Origin of the sequence: Nocardioides silvaticus (assembly GCF_003160695.1) — a bacterium.
In the GTDB taxonomy this organism is placed as follows: domain Bacteria; phylum Actinomycetota; class Actinomycetes; order Propionibacteriales; family Nocardioidaceae; genus Nocardioides; species Nocardioides silvaticus.
In genome coordinates this window covers 772,420-787,465 of record NZ_QGDD01000001.1, presented here as the reverse complement: position 1 = coordinate 787,465, position 15,046 = coordinate 772,420, and the positions used below count along the sequence as shown (strand labels likewise).

The 15,046-nt window shown below is 72.4% G+C and carries 14 protein-coding genes; 9 read left to right on the top strand and 5 right to left on the bottom strand.

Annotated elements, in window-relative coordinates; all coding sequences use genetic code 11:
- Positions 1 to 159 precede the first annotated feature (159 nt).
- From groES to DJ010_RS03525, 4 genes are all read left to right on the top strand, one after another.
- On the top strand, positions 160 to 459 hold the full coding sequence (gene groES, locus DJ010_RS03540) for a co-chaperone GroES (RefSeq protein WP_109692208.1): 300 nt from the start codon (positions 160 to 162) through the stop codon (positions 457 to 459).
- A 130-nt stretch (positions 460 to 589) separates the two neighbouring features.
- A complete protein-coding gene (gene groL / locus DJ010_RS03535) occupies positions 590 to 2,209 on the top strand; it encodes a chaperonin GroEL (RefSeq protein WP_109692207.1) in 1,620 nt (539 codons plus the stop codon).
- A gap of 100 nt (positions 2,210 to 2,309) precedes the next feature.
- A complete protein-coding gene (locus tag DJ010_RS03530; RefSeq protein ID WP_109692206.1) occupies positions 2,310 to 3,068 on the top strand; it encodes a DUF1684 domain-containing protein in 759 nt (252 codons plus the stop codon).
- A gap of 24 nt (positions 3,069 to 3,092) precedes the next feature.
- Positions 3,093 to 3,971 (top strand): GNAT family N-acetyltransferase, encoded by an 879-nt coding sequence (locus DJ010_RS03525; RefSeq protein WP_146207248.1) that lies wholly within the window; start codon positions 3,093 to 3,095, stop codon positions 3,969 to 3,971.
- A 27-nt stretch (positions 3,972 to 3,998) separates the two neighbouring features.
- Here the strand turns inward: DJ010_RS03525 and DJ010_RS03520 are convergent, their stop codons facing one another.
- The 4 genes from DJ010_RS03520 to DJ010_RS22610 are packed head-to-tail and all read right to left on the bottom strand — an operon-like array spanning position 3,999 to position 7,511.
- The gene (locus DJ010_RS03520) at positions 3,999 to 5,213 is read right to left on the bottom strand and encodes an ABC transporter permease (protein WP_109692204.1); all 1,215 of its coding nucleotides are present in this window, start codon (positions 5,211 to 5,213) and stop codon (positions 3,999 to 4,001) included.
- Complete coding sequence (locus DJ010_RS03515; protein ID WP_109692508.1) at positions 5,210 to 5,872, bottom strand: ABC transporter ATP-binding protein; 663 nt, start codon at positions 5,870 to 5,872, stop codon at positions 5,210 to 5,212. Before DJ010_RS03515 ends, DJ010_RS03520 begins: the two co-directional genes overlap by 4 nt.
- A gap of 23 nt (positions 5,873 to 5,895) precedes the next feature.
- Complete coding sequence (locus tag DJ010_RS22615) at positions 5,896 to 6,969, bottom strand: peptidoglycan-binding protein (RefSeq protein WP_245927162.1); 1,074 nt, start codon at positions 6,967 to 6,969, stop codon at positions 5,896 to 5,898.
- A complete protein-coding gene (locus DJ010_RS22610) occupies positions 6,966 to 7,511 on the bottom strand; it encodes a hypothetical protein (protein ID WP_245927161.1) in 546 nt (181 codons plus the stop codon). The genes DJ010_RS22615 and DJ010_RS22610 overlap by 4 nt, the downstream gene beginning before the upstream one ends.
- A gap of 161 nt (positions 7,512 to 7,672) precedes the next feature.
- On the opposite strand from DJ010_RS22610, the gene DJ010_RS03505 reads away from it, so the two are divergent.
- From DJ010_RS03505 to DJ010_RS03490, 4 genes are read left to right on the top strand one after another with little or no spacing between them, the layout of a single operon-like run.
- Positions 7,673 to 8,329 carry a response regulator transcription factor gene (locus DJ010_RS03505; RefSeq protein WP_109692507.1) on the top strand — a complete coding sequence of 219 codons (657 nt, stop codon included), beginning with the start codon at positions 7,673 to 7,675 and terminating at the stop codon, positions 8,327 to 8,329.
- Positions 8,326 to 9,561 carry a HAMP domain-containing sensor histidine kinase gene (locus DJ010_RS03500; protein ID WP_109692202.1) on the top strand — a complete coding sequence of 412 codons (1,236 nt, stop codon included), beginning with the start codon at positions 8,326 to 8,328 and terminating at the stop codon, positions 9,559 to 9,561. Before DJ010_RS03505 ends, DJ010_RS03500 begins: the two co-directional genes overlap by 4 nt.
- A gap of 52 nt (positions 9,562 to 9,613) precedes the next feature.
- Positions 9,614 to 11,008 carry a cytochrome ubiquinol oxidase subunit I gene (locus DJ010_RS03495; protein WP_245927160.1) on the top strand — a complete coding sequence of 465 codons (1,395 nt, stop codon included), beginning with the start codon at positions 9,614 to 9,616 and terminating at the stop codon, positions 11,006 to 11,008.
- Positions 11,005 to 12,006, top strand: coding sequence for a cytochrome d ubiquinol oxidase subunit II (locus DJ010_RS03490; RefSeq protein WP_109692201.1), 1,002 nt, complete (start codon positions 11,005 to 11,007; stop codon positions 12,004 to 12,006). The genes DJ010_RS03495 and DJ010_RS03490 overlap by 4 nt, the downstream gene beginning before the upstream one ends.
- Here the strand turns inward: DJ010_RS03490 and zwf are convergent.
- Positions 11,975 to 13,453, bottom strand: a complete 1,479-nt coding sequence (gene zwf, locus DJ010_RS03485) for a glucose-6-phosphate dehydrogenase (RefSeq protein ID WP_109692505.1) — start codon at positions 13,451 to 13,453, stop codon at positions 11,975 to 11,977. The two genes, DJ010_RS03490 and zwf, sit on opposite strands and share 32 nt — an antisense overlap.
- A gap of 55 nt (positions 13,454 to 13,508) precedes the next feature.
- On the opposite strand from zwf, the gene guaB reads away from it, so the two are divergent.
- Complete coding sequence (gene guaB, locus DJ010_RS03480) at positions 13,509 to 15,011, top strand: IMP dehydrogenase (protein WP_109692200.1); 1,503 nt, start codon at positions 13,509 to 13,511, stop codon at positions 15,009 to 15,011.
- Positions 15,012 to 15,046 lie beyond the last annotated feature (35 nt).

Below are 15,046 nucleotides of genomic sequence, written 5' to 3'. Positions count from 1 at the left end.
TTCGTGTTGGCACTCTCCCCTTGAGTGTGCCAGTGCTTGCCGACGAGCGTACGACCCCCGCGACGGCGTACTCCCCAAGGCAAGCCCCAACGTGGGCGGGCGCCAGCCCGTCGAGACACAGCACAACACCCCGCACACAGAAAGTGGAGGTCGATCGACGTGTCGATCAACATCAAGCCGCTCGAGGACCGGATCGTCGTCAAGCCGCTCGACGCCGAGCAGACCACGGCGTCCGGCCTGGTCATCCCGGACACCGCGAAGGAGAAGCCCCAGGAGGGCGAGGTCCTCGCTGTCGGCGCCGGCCGTTGGAACGAGGACGGCGACGAGCGGATCCCCGTCGACGTGGCCGTGGGCGACAAGGTCATCTACAGCAAGTACGGCGGCACCGAGGTCAAGTACGCCGGCGAGGAGTACCTCATCCTCTCCGCTCGCGACGTGCTCGCTGTCGTCGGTTCCTGACGCACCTGGCATCCCGGCTGGCGGCGTTGCCGCCGCTCGACGACCGCTCCGCTTTTAAGGTCGCCTTCGCGGCGGCGCCTTGCCAGCCGGGCGCCAGGCACGTCAGGACCGCCTCAATCAAGGAGAAGCAATGCCGAAGATCCTGGAGTTCGACGAGAAGGCCCGCCGCAGCCTCGAGCGCGGCGTCGACGCCCTCGCGAACGCGGTCAAGGTGACGCTCGGCCCCAAGGGCCGCTACGTCGTCCTCGACAAGAAGTGGGGCGCCCCCACGATCACCAACGACGGCGTGACCGTCGCGCGCGAGGTCGAGCTGGACGACCCGTTCGAGAACCTCGGTGCCCAGCTCACCAAGGAGGTCGCGACCAAGACCAACGACGTCGCCGGCGACGGTACGACGACCGCGACCGTGCTGGCCCAGGCGATGGTGCACGAGGGCCTCCGAGCGGTGGCCGCCGGCGCCAACCCGATGGGCATCAAGCGCGGCATGGACGCCGCCGCGGCGGCGGTCTCCGACGCGCTGCTCGCGTCCGCCCGCGAGGTCGAGTCCAAGGAGGACATGGCCAACGTGGCCACGATCTCCAGCCGCGACAGCCACATCGGTGAGCTGCTCGCCGAGTCGTTCGACAAGGTGGGCAAGGACGGTGTCATCACCGTCGAGGAGTCCAACACCATGGGCACCGAGCTCGAGTTCACCGAGGGCATGCAGTTCGACAAGGGCTACATCTCGGCGTACTTCGTCACCGACCCCGAGCGGATGGAGGCCGTCCTCGACGACCCCTACATCCTGCTGCACCAGGGGAAGATCTCGGCGATCGCCGAGCTGCTGCCGCTGCTCGAGAAGGTCATCGCGGCCGGCAAGCCGCTCTTCATCCTCGCCGAGGACGTCGAGGGCGAGGCGCTCTCGACCCTGGTGGTCAACAAGATCCGCGGCACGTTCAACGCCGTCGCGGTGAAGAGCCCGGCGTTCGGCGACCGCCGCAAGGCGATGATGCAGGACATCGCCGTGCTCACCGGCGGCCAGGTCATCGCTCCCGAGGTCGGCCTCAAGCTCGACCAGGTCGGGCTCGACGTGCTCGGCCAGGCCCGCCGCGTCGTGGTCACCAAGGACAGCACGACGATCGTCGACGGCGCGGGCGACGCGTCCGAGGTCGAGGGGCGGGTCAACCAGATCCGCGCCGAGATCGAGAACGCCGACAGCGACTGGGACCAGGAGAAGCTCCAGGAGCGCCTGGCCAAGCTCGCCGGCGGCGTCTGCGTGATCAAGGTCGGCGCCGCCACCGAGGTCGAGCTCAAGGAGAAGAAGCACCGCATCGAGGACGCCGTCTCCGCGACGCGCGCCGCGATCGAGGAGGGCATCGTCGCCGGTGGCGGCTCCGCCCTCATCCACGCGGTGTCGGCGCTCGACAAGGACCTCGGGCTCACCGGTGACGAGGCCGTCGGCGTCCGCATCGTGCGCAAGGCCGCCGACGAGCCGCTGCGCTGGATCGCCGAGAACGGCGGCGAGAACGGCTACGTCGTCACCACCAAGGTGCGCGAGCTCGGCGTCGGCAACGGCTACAACGCCGCGACCGAGGAGTACGGCGACCTGGTCTCCCAGGGCGTCCTCGACCCGGTCAAGGTGACCCGTTCGGCGCTGCTCAACGCGACGTCGATCGCCGCGATGCTGCTGACGACCGAGACCCTGGTCGTCGACAAGCCCGAGGAGGAGGAGCCCGAGGCGGCCGGCCACGGCCACGGGCACGGTCACTGACCGACACCTGCTCCGCCCCACCGAGCCGGCTCCTGTGCGCAGGAGCCGGCTCGGTGCCGTCTTGCTGTCGATCCCGCCCGGGCTCGGGCAGGATCGAGGCGTGGTTGACGACTTTCTCGGGAAGTGGGAGGCCTTCCGCGCAGCGCGCGAGGAACGGTTGTCCGCACCGCACGGCTACCTGGCGATCACCGGCCTGCACTGGCTCGACGCCACCCCACGGCGGTACGACGGCGCGCCCGGCGCGTGGTCGTTCGGCCCCGACGGGGTCGCGGTCGAGCTCGGCGAGCACGAGTCGCTGACGGTCGACGGCACGGAGATCAGCGGTCTCCACCGCTTCGGCCACCTCGACGAACGCGGCATCCGGCTGCGCGCCGGGGAGGTCCAGCTCGAGGTGGCGCGCCGTGACGACGCGGTGCTGCTGCGTCCGCGCGACCCCGCGCACCCGCTGCGCCTGGAGCACCGGCCGACCCCGACCTACCCGCCCGCCCGAGAGTGGGTCGTCGACGCCGTCTTCACCCGCTCTGACGTCGTGCCGCCCCAGGACACGGCCGGAGAGGTCGCGTTCACGCTCGCGGGACACCCCACCCGGCTCGCGGCGTACGACGACGACGGCGCCCTCTGGCTCGTGTTCGCCGACGCCACGTCGGGACGCACGACGTACCCCGCCGGCCGGCAGCTCTACGCGCCCCCGCCGGACCCGGACGGCCACGTGGTCCTCGACTTCAACCGCACGATCAACCTGCCGTGCGCCTACACCGAGTTCACGACCTGCCCGGTGCCGGTGCCGCAGAACCGGCTGACGTTCGCCGTCGAGGCGGGCGAGCAGAGCCCCGTGTCGATCGCCAGCGCGCAGCAGTGACACCACTCACCCGGGAGATGCGGCATGCTTGAACCCATGCTGTGGAGGGTGCGCACCAACCTGCCGGACCGGCCGGGCAAGCTGGCGCCGCTGGCGAGCGAGTGCGGTGCCGCGGGCGTGAACATCAACGCCGTCCACGTCTTCGAGAGCACCGTTCCCGACACGGTGACCATCGAGCTGGTCATCCGGACACCCGACGAATGGCGAGCGGATGACATTGTCGCGCTCGCCTCCCGCGCGAGCGGGAGCTCGACGGTCGCGCACCGCGTCGACCACCACGCGCTGGACGACCAGGCGACCCGCTACGTGCGGGCCGCGCAGCAGATCCTCGACCACCCCTCGTCCTTCCCGGACGTCGTCGCGCACCTCTTCGACGCCGACGTCGAGCCGTCCCACGGGTCCGAGGACGTGCTGGAGCTGCAGGTCGCCAACGCGGTCATCCAGGTCCGCCGCGAGACGCCGTTCACCCCCGCCGAGCGCAAGCGGGGCGTCGCCCTTGCCGACCTCTTCACCGACATCCACGAGCGGGAGGTCCAGGCCGGCCCGGCGGACGCCGGCCCGACCGAGCCGACCCAGGTCAGCGGTGACGCCGAGGTGTCGCTCCTGCTCGCCGGTCGGGTGGTCGGCCGCGCGTCCTTCAAGCAGGGCGCCACCGAGGCCGACCCGTGGCCGGTCGACATGTGGATCGACCCCTCCTGGCAGCGTCGCGGGCTCGGCACCCGGCTGCTCGGAGCGATCGCTCGCAAGGCGCGGGGCGCCGGGGCCGACGAGATCGTGCTGACCGCGCCGGCCGACAGCCAGGCCGTGCTCCCCATGGTGCTGTCCGCCGGCCTGCGCGGCCGGATCCGGATGGCCGGCGAGACGCTGTCGGTGCGGATCTCGGTGGCCGAGCTCCGGGTCTGACCGAAGGCCCGCCGGCAGGCGCCGGTCTCACGGGGCGGCCAACGCCTCGGTGGGGGAGAGCCGCGAGGCCCGGATCGCCGGGTAGAGCCCGGCGAGACCACCGATGGCCACGGTCGCGCCGAGACCGGCCAGCACCGTCCAGGCCGGGACGACGGTCTCCCAGGACTGCGTCGTCGCGTACCCCAGGGTCACGGTCGCCCCGATCGCGGCTCCCGCCACGCCGCCGAGCAGGGACAGCAACAGCGACTCGGTGAGGAACTGCGTGCGGACCTGACCTCGCGTCGCTCCGAGCGATCGCCGCAGCCCGATCTCGGCGCGACGCTCGAGGACGGAGATCACCATCGTGTTGGCGACCCCGATGCCGCCGACGAGCAGCGCGACGGCGCCGACCCCGAGCAGCAGGCTCGTGAGTGCCTGGTCGGCGGCCTGCTGCGCTTCGAGCGCGTCCGACGGCTGGGCGACGTCGACCTCGTTCGGTGCCTCCGGGTTGGCGGTCGCGGCCAGGACCGACTGGACCGCCTCGACGTGGTCCTCGTCGGCGCGGGCGTAGAGCGTCGTGGGGTGACCGTCGAAGCCCAGCTCGTCGCGGGCGACCGGCCAGCCCACCAGCGCGGCGCTGTCGAGCTCCGGTGTCAGCTCCGCCGGCTCGAGCACCCCGATCACGGTGAAGCGCCGGCCGTCGATGACGACCTGGGTGTCGGGGCCGGCCGACCCGATCCCGAGCCGCTCGGCCGCGAGCGAGCCCAGCACGACGGCGGGATAGTGCGCGGTGGCGTCGTTGAGCCAGGTGCCGCTCGCCACCTCGGTCCCGGTCGCGTCCAGCAGGCCGGCGCGGGCGGCGTAGGTCACCAGCCCGTTGGTCTCGGCCACCGGGATCTTCGAGGTCCGGTACACGCCGGCGTCCGGGATCCGTCCGACGGCGGTCACCTCGTCCACCGGGGCGATCCGGTCGACCATCGCCTCGGCGGCGAGCGGCATCGACGCCTCGTCGCCGAACATCGTGCTGCCGTTCTCGGCCGTCAGCAGGTTGGTGCCGAGCGTCTCGAGCTGGGCGTCGAGGTCGGCACGGGAGGACGAGGAGATGCCGACCACGGCCACCATCGCCGAGATGCCGATCGCGATCCCGAGCGCCGAGAGGAGGGCGCGGACCGGTCGGGTGCGGAGTCCCACTGCGCCGGTCCGCAGGACGTCGGGCACGGCGAGCCGGGCCGGCCGCAGCCGGTCCCGCGTTGGACCGCTCATCGCTCGTCATCCACGATCCGACCGTCGCGCAGCCGGATCCGTCGCGGCAGGCTGTCGGCGATGTCGTGGTCGTGGGTGATGACGACGACCGTCGTGCCGTCGCGGTTGAGGCCGCGCAGGAGGGCCATCACGCCGGCGCCGGCCGCCGAGTCCAGGGCCCCCGTCGGCTCGTCCGCCAGGAGCAACGGTGGGTCGCCGGCCGTCGCCCGGGCGATCGCGACCCGCTGCTTCTCGCCGCCCGACAGCTCGTGCGGCCGGTGGCGCATCCGGTGGCCGAGGCCGACCCGCTCCAGGGCCAACGCCGCGCGGCGGCGGCGTTCCCCGATCCGCTGACCGGTGTAGAGCAGGCCGTCCGCGACGTTGTCCACGGCGGACCTGCCGGCGGCGAGGTGGAAGTGCTGGAACACGAACCCGACGTAGCGCGAGCGCAGCGCGGAGAGGCGGGCGTCGGAGAGCCGCCCCACCTCGTGGCCGGCGACCCGCACGGTGCCGGAGGTGGGCCGGTCCAGGGTGCCGAGGGCGTGCAGCATCGTCGACTTCCCGGACCCGGACGGGCCCACGATGCCGACCAGCTCGCCCCTCCGGATCAGGACGCTCACCCCGGCCAGCGCCTGCACCCCGCCGGCGTAGTCCTTGCGCACGTCGTCGAGCTCGATCATCGGCTCCGGGCCGCGGGAGCCGATCATGCCGGGACCCCCACGACCGTGCCCTCGGTGATCCCGTCGCCCGACACCTCGACCCTGCCGCCGGAGAAGAGGCCCACGTCGACGGCGACGTAGTGGGTCGCCCCGTCCTGCACGACCTCGAGGCCGAAACCGCCCTCGCCCAGCGCGACGAGCGCCGCCACCGGGACCGTCAGGACGTTCCGCCGACGACCGGCGGTGAACGTCACGTCGACCGCCGCGGCGTCGTACTCCCGGGCGCGGGCACGCGCCTCGCGACCCCGGACCTCGGCGACCACGACGAGGGTGGTCGTCGCCTCGGCCTCGGGCTCGTCGGTGCCGGAGCCGCTGACTTCCGTGGAGACCTCGACCACCTCGACCCGCGCGGTCGAGCCGTCGGGCAGGGTGGCCTCGGCCTCGGTGCCCACCTCGACCAGCCGCCGGTCGCTCGGGTCGAGCTCGACGGTCGCTGAGGGGACGGTTCCCGTGACCGTGAGGACCGAGGCGCCGGGTGTCAGGACGTCGCCGGGCGTGGCCGACACCGTGGCGATGCGAGCCGCGTCGTCGAGGTAGACCACCCGGGACCGTTCCAGCACCCCGGTCTCGTCGACGCCGAGTTCCTCCTGCCAGTCCTCGACCGCGAGCGCGGTGTAGGAGGTGAACTCGCGGTCGACCTCGAAGCCCCGGTAGCCCAGCTGCCACAGGTTCCGCTCGAGCTGGAGCACGTCGCGACCCTCCGCTCCCGGGGAGAGGTCGCGCCAGGCCGGCACCTCGCCGTACAGCAGTGCGACCGGGTCGGCGTCGACCGCGTAGAGGGTCCCGCCCCGCCGCACCACCGTGCCCTCGGCGGGAAGCCAGGTGACCGTGCCGGCGAGCTGGCCGGTGACCGTCCGCTCGACCCCGTAACCGAGGGTGCCGCCCTCGGTGGCGGAGTCGGTGAGCGTGCCGCGGGTGACCTCGGTGGTCGCCGGGGGCCCGCTGCTGTCCTCCGCCGCCGACGCGCCGTCGTCGCGCGTCACCACCGCGACGGCTACGACTCCGGCCACCGCCGCGACGACGAGGCCGCCGGCGACCACCCGGCCGCGCCCGCTCACGCGCCGCCCCCGGGCGCCAGGTCGCCGAGGATGTCCTTGCAGGCCTCCTGGGCGGCCTCGAAGTCGGGATCCTCGGCGATGTCGCGGTCGATCATCATGCCGCCCTGGTCCGGGTCGGGGTCGGGGAAGGCCTCGACGCCGTTCGCGCGCATGCACTCGGCGAACTCGAGCATCGTCTCGCTGTCGATCCGGCCGCCGCCCGGCCCACCCTCCGGTGCGAACTCGCGGCACGCCTCCATCGCCGCCTCGACCGTGGCGCGATCGGTCTCCGGACCGAACTTCAGCTGCAGCCCCTCGCCCTCGGCCGGGTCGTCGACGTCGAGACCGTTGTCGCGCAGGCACCCGGCGAAGGCGAGCATCCGGTCGCGGTCGTCCATGCCAGCGGGGTCGGCGGTGTCGCCGGACGCGGAGGCGTCGCCGCCGGCGCTGGCCACTCCGCCGTCGTCCTCCTCGTCGCCGCAGCCGCTCAGGGTCAGGGCGAGCAGCACCACTGCAGGGGCGACCAGGCGGCGCAGTCCTCCACGGGATCGGTTGGCGATCACATCTCCTCCTCGGGGCTCGTGGTCCGGCCGGGCCGCGTGGCCCGGCCGGCGGACCCATCGAAGGCGCGCGGGCGTTTCCCGGCCGTTCGGCGATGGCTAACGTCGGGGAAACGCGAACGGCGGCAGGCTGGGCGCGCGCCGGAGTCGAGGGGAACGTGCGGATGCGGGTGTTGGTGGTGGAGGACGAGCCGCAGCTCGCGGCCGCGGTCGCCGAGTGGCTGCGCCAGGAGGCGCACGCCGTCGACGTGGCGTACGACGGGGGCGAGGCCCTGGAGCGGGTCGGCGTCAACGAGTACGACGTGGTGGTGCTCGACCGCGACCTGCCGGTCGTGCACGGCGACCGCGTCTGCCGGGAGATCGTCGCGAGCGGCGCGGACACCCGGGTGCTGATGCTGACCGCCGCGACCGAGGTGACCCAACGGGTGGAAGGCCTCGCGCTCGGAGCCGACGACTACCTCACCAAGCCGTTCGCCTTCCCGGAGCTGGCGGCTCGGGTGCTGGCCCTCGGCCGGAGGTCCCGGCCGGCCGTGCCGCCGGTCCTCCGGCGGGGCGAGATCACCCTCGACCCGGCCCGGCGCGAGGTGTTCCGGGGCGCGCGGTACGTCCCGCTCGCGCGCAAGGAGTTCGCGGTGCTCGCCGAGCTGCTGATGGCTGACGGTGCGACCGTCTCGGCCGAACGCCTGCTCGAGAAGGTGTGGGACGAGCACGCCGACCCCTTCACCAGCGCGGTCCGGCTCACCGTGCACAAGCTCCGGCGCAAGCTGGGCGAGCCGCCGCTGGTCGAGACCGTCACCGGCGTGGGCTACCGCCTCCCATGAACGCGCGACTCCTGCCGAGGCGGCTGACCCTGCGCGCGCGGCTCACCGTCATCTACGGCGGCCTCTTCTTCGCCGCGGGCGTGGTGCTCCTGACCGCGACCTACTTCCTGTTCCTCCAACAGCTCCAGCCCTCGGGCGGGCGGGTGCTGTTCGAGAGTCGGATCGCGTTGCCGGTCGAAGAGGGGCCGACGACCGCTCCCGACGAGATCGTGGTCCGCACGCCGGGGGGCGACGTGCTCACCGGCCCCGACGCCCGGAGGTGGGTCGCCGAGCAGGAGGACTCGCTGCGCGACGCAGCCGGCCAGTCGCTGCTCGTGCAGGGCGGTGTCGCACTGCTGGTGGTCGGTGGGGTCGCGACCGGCATGGGGTGGCTCGCCGCCGGTCGCGTGCTCTCGCCCCTGCACCGGGTGACGGCCACCGCGCACCGGATCTCGTCCGCGCCCGCGGCCGACATGGGGCTGCACGAGCGGATCGGGCTGCAGGGTCCCGACGACGAGGTGAAGGAACTGGCGGCCGCGTTCGACTCGATGGTCGAGCGGCTCGACCGGTCCTTCGCCGGCCAGCGGCGGTTCGTCGCGAACGCCTCCCACGAGCTGCGCACCCCGCTCACCGTCAGCCGGGCCATGGTCGAGCTGGCGATGCACCGTCCGGACGCGTCGGACGACCTCCGCGCCCTCGGGGCGGACCTGCTCGTCCTCAACGACCGCCACGCACGGCTCATCAGCGGTCTGCTCGACCTCGCCGGTGCCGAGAACGAGACCCTCGACCGGCAGCCGGTCGACCTGCGCGACATCGTCGAGCACGTGCTCGAGCTGACTGCCGCGGAGGCCGCCGAGGCCGAGGTGGAGGTGGCCGAGGAGTCCGTGGAGGCGACCACCGAGGGCGACGCTCTGCTCCTGGAGCGGCTGGTCGCCAACCTGGTCGAGAACGGCATCCGGCACAACGCTCCCGGCGGGTGGGTGCGCGTCGTGAGCGGGCCGGGCGCGGACGGCGGCGTGCGGGTCGAGGTCTCGAACACCGGCCCGGTGGTGTCGTCGTACGACGTCGCGGGACTGTTTCAGCCGTTCCGCCGCCAGACGGGGGACCGCCTCGTGGTCGACCGGGGCGTCGGTCTGGGGCTCTCGATCGTCGAGGCGATCGTGCGGGCGCACGACGGGTCGGTCGAGGCACGCCCGCGCGAGGGAGGCGGCCTGGTCGTCACCGTCCGACTGCCGTCGACCACTCTCTCGTGAAAACGTTCACAAAGTGGTGGTCCATGACTGACGGGGGCGTAGCGTCGGGGGCGTGGTGACGCCGCTGATCGCCGAGGCCCTCCAGACCGTGATGACCGATCCGGAGGGGCTGCTGCCCGCGCGCCAGCAGATGGCGCTCTCGCTCGGTTGGCACATCGTGCTCGCCTGCTTCGGCGTCGCCTTCCCTGCGATGATCTTCGTGATGCACCTGCGCGGCATCCGCCGCGACGACCAGGTCGCGCTCGGGCTCGCGAAGCGGTGGGCGAAGGTCTCCGCAGTGCTGTTCGCGATCGGCGCCGTCTCGGGCACCGTCCTCAGCTTCGAGATGGGCCTGCTCTGGCCCGGGCTCATGGGCACCTACGGCGACGTCCTCGGCCTGCCGTTCGCGTTCGAGGGCCTGTCGTTCTTCGTGGAGGCGATCTTCCTCGGCATCTACCTCTACGGGTGGGGGCGGATGCCACCGCGGCGGCACCTGTTGATGGTCGTCCCGATGGCGGTCGCCGGCGTGGTCGGCACGTTCTGCGTCATCTCCGTGAACGCCTGGATGAACGCGCCGACCGGGTTCCGGGTGGAGAACGGCGAGGTGGTCGACGTCGACCCGTGGCGAGCGATGTTCAACGACCTGGTGGTACTCCAATTCGGCCACATGTGGATCGCCGCCTACATGGTCGTGGGCTTCAGCATCGCCGGCGTGTACGCCTTCGGCATGCTGCGCGGCCGCCGCGACGCCCACCACCGGCTCGGCTTCCTCGTCCCGTTCGTCTTCGCCACGGTCGCCGCCCTCGGCCAGCCGTTCGTCGGCCACCTCCTCGGCGGCAACCTCGGCGACCGGCAGCCGGCCAAGCTCGCCGCGTTCGAGCTCGCCGAGACCACCGAGAGCCCGTCACCGCTGCGCATCGGCGGCTGGTACGACGACGGCGAGGTCAGCGGCACGATCGACATCCCCTACCTCGGCTCCCTGCTCGCGCAGAACAGCTTCACCGAGCCGGTGCGCGGCCTCGACACCATCCCCGCCGACGAGCACCCGCCGATCAACATCGTCCACTGGGCGTTCCAGTCGATGGTCGGCATCGGCGTGCTGCTCATGCTGGCCGTCCTGCTCTTCTGGGCGGCGCGCTGGCGCCGGCGCGACCTGCTGGAGAACCGCTGGTTCCTCCGGTTCTGCGTCGTCGCCGGCCCGCTCGCCGTCGTCGCGCTCGAGGCCGGCTGGATCGCCACCGAGGTCGGCCGGCAGCCGTGGATCGTCTACGGGTTCATGCGGACCTCCGAGGCGGCCGGGAGCTACTCCGGGTTGTGGTGGCTCCTCGGCAGCACCGCAGTCGTCTACGCCGGGATGACGGTCGGCGCCGTGGTCGTGCTGCGGTCGATGGCACGTCGATGGCGCGCCGGCGAGGAGGACCTGCCCAGCCCCTACGCGCCCGAGCCGGCAGGGGAGGAGCGCCGATGAGCCTCGAGGTGGCCGTGGCCGCCGCCCTGTTCGTCGGCGTGGTCGCCTACGCCGTCTTCGGCGGTGCCGACTTCGGTTCCGGGTTCTTCGACCTGACGGCCGGCGACGCCCGGCGCGGCGCGGAGCTGCGCACGCTGGTCGACCACAGCATCGGGCCGGTGTGGGAGGCCAATCACGTCTGGCTGATCTACGTGCTCGTGATCTGGTGGACCGCGTTCCCCGAGTCGTTCGCCGCCGCGATGACCACGCTCGTCGTACCCCTCCTGCTGGCGCTGCTCGGGATCGTGCTGCGCGGTGCCAGCTTCGCGTTCCGCAAGTTCTCCGCGACCCTCGGTCAGGCGCGGCTCTTCGGCGTCCTGTTCGCGGCCTCCTCGATCCTCACGCCGTTCTTCCTCGGCACGGTCGCGGGTGCGATCGCGTCGGGACGGGTCCCGGCCGACGGCTCGGGGGACCGCTGGTCGTCCTGGATCAACCCGACGTCGCTGTTCGGCGGAGCGATCGCGGTGGGCACGTGCGCGTTCCTGGCCGGGGTCTTCCTCGCCGCCGACGCCAGCCGCGGCGACCGGCAGCAGCTCGCGGAGGTCCTGCGCGTCCGGGCCGTGGCCGTTGGCGCGGTCACGGGCGCGGTGGTGCTCGGCGCCCTGGTGCCGATCCTCGACGACGCCCCGACCCTCAGCGACGGCCTGACGGGGCGGGCGGCGCCGCTCGTCGTCCTCTCCGCGCTCGCCGGAGCGGCGACCCTGTGGCTGGTGTGGACCCGTCGCTACGCCGCCGCGCGGTGGCCCGCGGTCGTGGCGGTGGCGTCGGTCGTCTCGGGGTGGGGCGTGGGCCAGTACCCGTGGCTGCTCGTCGACGAGACGAGGATCGTGGATGCCGGCGGGGCCGAGGCGACGCTGCAGGCGCTGCTCGTCGCCGTCGGGCTCGCAGCAGTCGTGGTCGTCCCGCCGTTGGTCTACCTGTTCCGGCTCACGCAGAGCGAGGAGTGGTCCCGCCACTGAGCGAGCGGTCCGGCTCGTGGTTGCCGAGCCGCCACCCGCCCAAGGGCAGGTCGATCGCGTCCTGCGGTCCCCAGGAGCCCTGCTCGTAGGGCTGGCAGGGCGGGCGCCGGTCGAGCACCGGCTGGCAGATCTCCCAGAGCCGCTCGACCTCGTGGGAGCTGATGAACAGCGTCCGGTCACCGCGCATCACGTCGAGAAGCAGCCGTTCGTAGGCCTCGAGCGGGTCGGAGTCGGGCACGTCGCAGACCAGGTCGAGGCGGAAGACGCCCTCGACGATGTCCATGTCCGGGCCCGGGCGCTTGGCCCGCACGTCGATCGCGATCCGCGGCTGGTCGCCGAGCTCGATGACCAGCTCGTTGGGCGCGGGAGCGCCGCCGTCGGCGGGCTTGAGCCACCGGTGCCGCGGGTCGGTGAAGCGGATGGTGATCGTGCGCCGTCCCTCCGCCATCGCCTTGCCGGTGCGCAGGTAGAACGGCACGTTGCGCCACCGGTCGTTGTCGATCCACATCTCGATCGCGACGAGGGTCTCGACGTCGGAGTCCCGGGCGACGTCGGGCTCGTCGGTGTAGCCGTCGTACTGGCCGAAGACGACCCGGTCCGGGTCCAGCGGACGCACTGCAGCGAACACGGCGGCCTTGGCCGCCCGCAGCGCGGACTCGCGGTAGGCGTGCGGGTCCTCGAGCGCGACGAACCCGAGCAGCTGGCACAGGTGGGTGGTCACCATGTCGCGCAGGCAGCCGGTGCCCTCGTAGAAGCTGCCGCGGCCCTCGACGGTGAGCTTCTCGGGCACGTCGATCTGCACCGACTCGATGGTGTGCCGGTTCCACGCCGGCTCGAAGAGGCCGTTGGCGAACCGCAGCGCCAGGATGTTCTGCACCGCCTCCTTGCCGAGGAAGTGGTCGATCCGGAAGATCTGGCTCTCCTCGAAGGCGTTGCGCAGCACCACGTCGAGCGCGCGGGCGGTGGCGTAGTCGGTGCCGAACGGCTTCTCCGCGACCAGCCGCGCGCGGTCGACCAGCTCCTCCTTGGCCAGCATCTCCACGGTGCCCTCGACGGCCGACGGCGGGATCGAGAGGTAGAGCAGGCGGCGTACGTCGGACAGCAGGCAGTCCGCCTCCTCCAGCAGTCGGTCCTCGGCCTCGCGCACCGCCTCGGCGAGCGCCGCGCCGTCGTCGGCCGAGGACGGGACGAACGAGATCCGCTCGAGCAGCGGGTCGGCGATCGCCCCGTCGACCTCCCCGACGAACTCGGCGAGCGCGCCCCGGACGTGCTCCCTGAACTCCTCGTCGGTGCCGGGGGAGCGGCGTCCGCTGCCGATGACCAGGAGGTGCTTCGGCAGCCGGCCGGCGGCAGCCAGCCGGTAGAGGCCCGGGAACAGCTTGCGGGAGGCCAGGTCGCCGGTCGCGCCGAACAGGACCAGGACGTGCGGCGGCAGGTCGGGGGTCACCGTCACAGTCTGTCCCGGTTCTGGTGAAGGCCGCGACCCCACGTAGGATTCCGTCATGGAGGTCCCCGAGAAGTTCGCGTCCCTCGGTCTCACCTACGACGACGTCCTGCTGCTGCCCGGTCACTCGGACCTGGCGCCCGACGACATCGACACGACCTCGCGGCTGACCCGCGAGATCTCGCTCAAGGCGCCGCTCGTCAGCGCCGCGATGGACACCGTCACCGAGTCGCGGATGGCGATCGCGATGGCCCGGCAAGGCGGCATCGGCATCCTGCACCGCAACCTGTCCGCCGACGAGCAGGCCTACCAGGTCGACCTGGTGAAGCGCACCCAGACCGGGATCATCTCCAACCCGGTCACCATCGGGCCCGACGCGACGCTCGAGGACCTCGACCGGATCTGCGGGGAGTACCGCGTCTCCGGGCTCCCGGTCGTCGACGCCGACAACCGGCTCCTCGGCATCTGCACCAACCGCGACCTGCGGTTCACCCCGGTCGCGGAGTGGGCGACCACCAAGGTCGACGAGGTGATGACGCACATGCCGCTCATCACCGGCCCGGTCGGCATCGGCCGCGACGAGGCCAACGCGCTGCTGCGCAAGCACAAGCGCGAGCGGCTGCCGCTGGTCGACGAGCAGGGCCGGCTCGGCGGACTGATCACCGTCAAGGACTTCGTGAAGTCCGAGCAGTTCCCCGACGCCTCCAAGGACGCCCAGGGCCGGCTGATGGTCGGCGCCGCGATCGGCTACTTCGGCGATGCCTGGCAGCGCGCGACCGCGCTGATCGAGGCGGGCGTCGACGTACTCGTCGCCGACACCGCCCACGGCCACGTCACCCTGCTCCTCGACATGGTCAAGCGGCTCAAGACCGACCCGGCCACCCGGCACGTGCAGGTCATCGGCGGCAACGTCGCCACCCGAGAGGGGGCGCAGGCCTTCGTCGACGCGGGGGCCGACGCGGTGAAGGTCGGCTTCGGCCCGGGCTCCATCTGCACCACCCGCGTGGTCACCGGCTGCGGCGTGCCGCAGGTGACCGCGGTCTACGAGGCGTCCCTCGCCGCCGGGCCGGCCGGCGTGCCGGTGATCGCCGACGGCGGTCTCCAGCAGTCCGGTGACATCGCCAAGGCGATCGTCGCGGGCGCGGAGTCGGTGATGATCGGCTCGATGCTCGCCGGCTGCGAGGAGTCGCCCGGCGAGGTGATCTTCGTGCAGGGCAAGCAGTTCAAGGCCTACCGCGGCATGGGCTCGCTCGGCGCGATGTCCTCGCGCGGCAAGAAGTCCTACTCCAAGGACCGCTACTTCCAGGCCGAGGTCATGAGCGACGACAAGATCGTCCCCGAGGGTGTCGAGGGCCAGGTCGCCTACCGCGGCCCGCTGTCAGCGGTGGCGCACCAGCTGCTCGGTGGCCTCAACCAGTCGATGTTCTACGTCGGCGCGCGCACCATCCCCGAGCTGCAGGAGAAGGGCCGGTTCATCCGGATCACCCAGGCCTCGCTCAAGGAGAGCCACCCCCACGACGTGCAGATGACCGTCGAGGCGCCCAACTACCACGGCTCCTGAGGCCGACGCACCGGGGAGATTCGTCGTGATCGGCC

Excerpts from the sequence above, each read along its gene's own strand:
- groL (WP_109692207.1), top strand. The coding sequence starts at position 590 with ATGCCGAAGATCCTGGAGTTCGACGAGAAGGCCCGCCGCAGCCTCGAG.
- DJ010_RS03525 (WP_146207248.1), top strand. The coding sequence starts at position 3,093 with ATGCTTGAACCCATGCTGTGGAGGGTGCGCACCAACCTGCCGGACCGG.
- DJ010_RS03520 (WP_109692204.1), bottom strand. The coding sequence starts at position 5,213 with ATGAGCGGTCCAACGCGGGACCGGCTGCGGCCGGCCCGGCTCGCCGTG.
- DJ010_RS03515 (WP_109692508.1), bottom strand. The coding sequence starts at position 5,872 with ATGATCGAGCTCGACGACGTGCGCAAGGACTACGCCGGCGGGGTGCAG.
- DJ010_RS03505 (WP_109692507.1), top strand. The coding sequence starts at position 7,673 with ATGCGGGTGTTGGTGGTGGAGGACGAGCCGCAGCTCGCGGCCGCGGTC.
- DJ010_RS03500 (WP_109692202.1), top strand. The coding sequence starts at position 8,326 with ATGAACGCGCGACTCCTGCCGAGGCGGCTGACCCTGCGCGCGCGGCTC.
- DJ010_RS03490 (WP_109692201.1), top strand. The coding sequence starts at position 11,005 with ATGAGCCTCGAGGTGGCCGTGGCCGCCGCCCTGTTCGTCGGCGTGGTC.
- guaB (WP_109692200.1), top strand. The coding sequence starts at position 13,509 with ATGGAGGTCCCCGAGAAGTTCGCGTCCCTCGGTCTCACCTACGACGAC.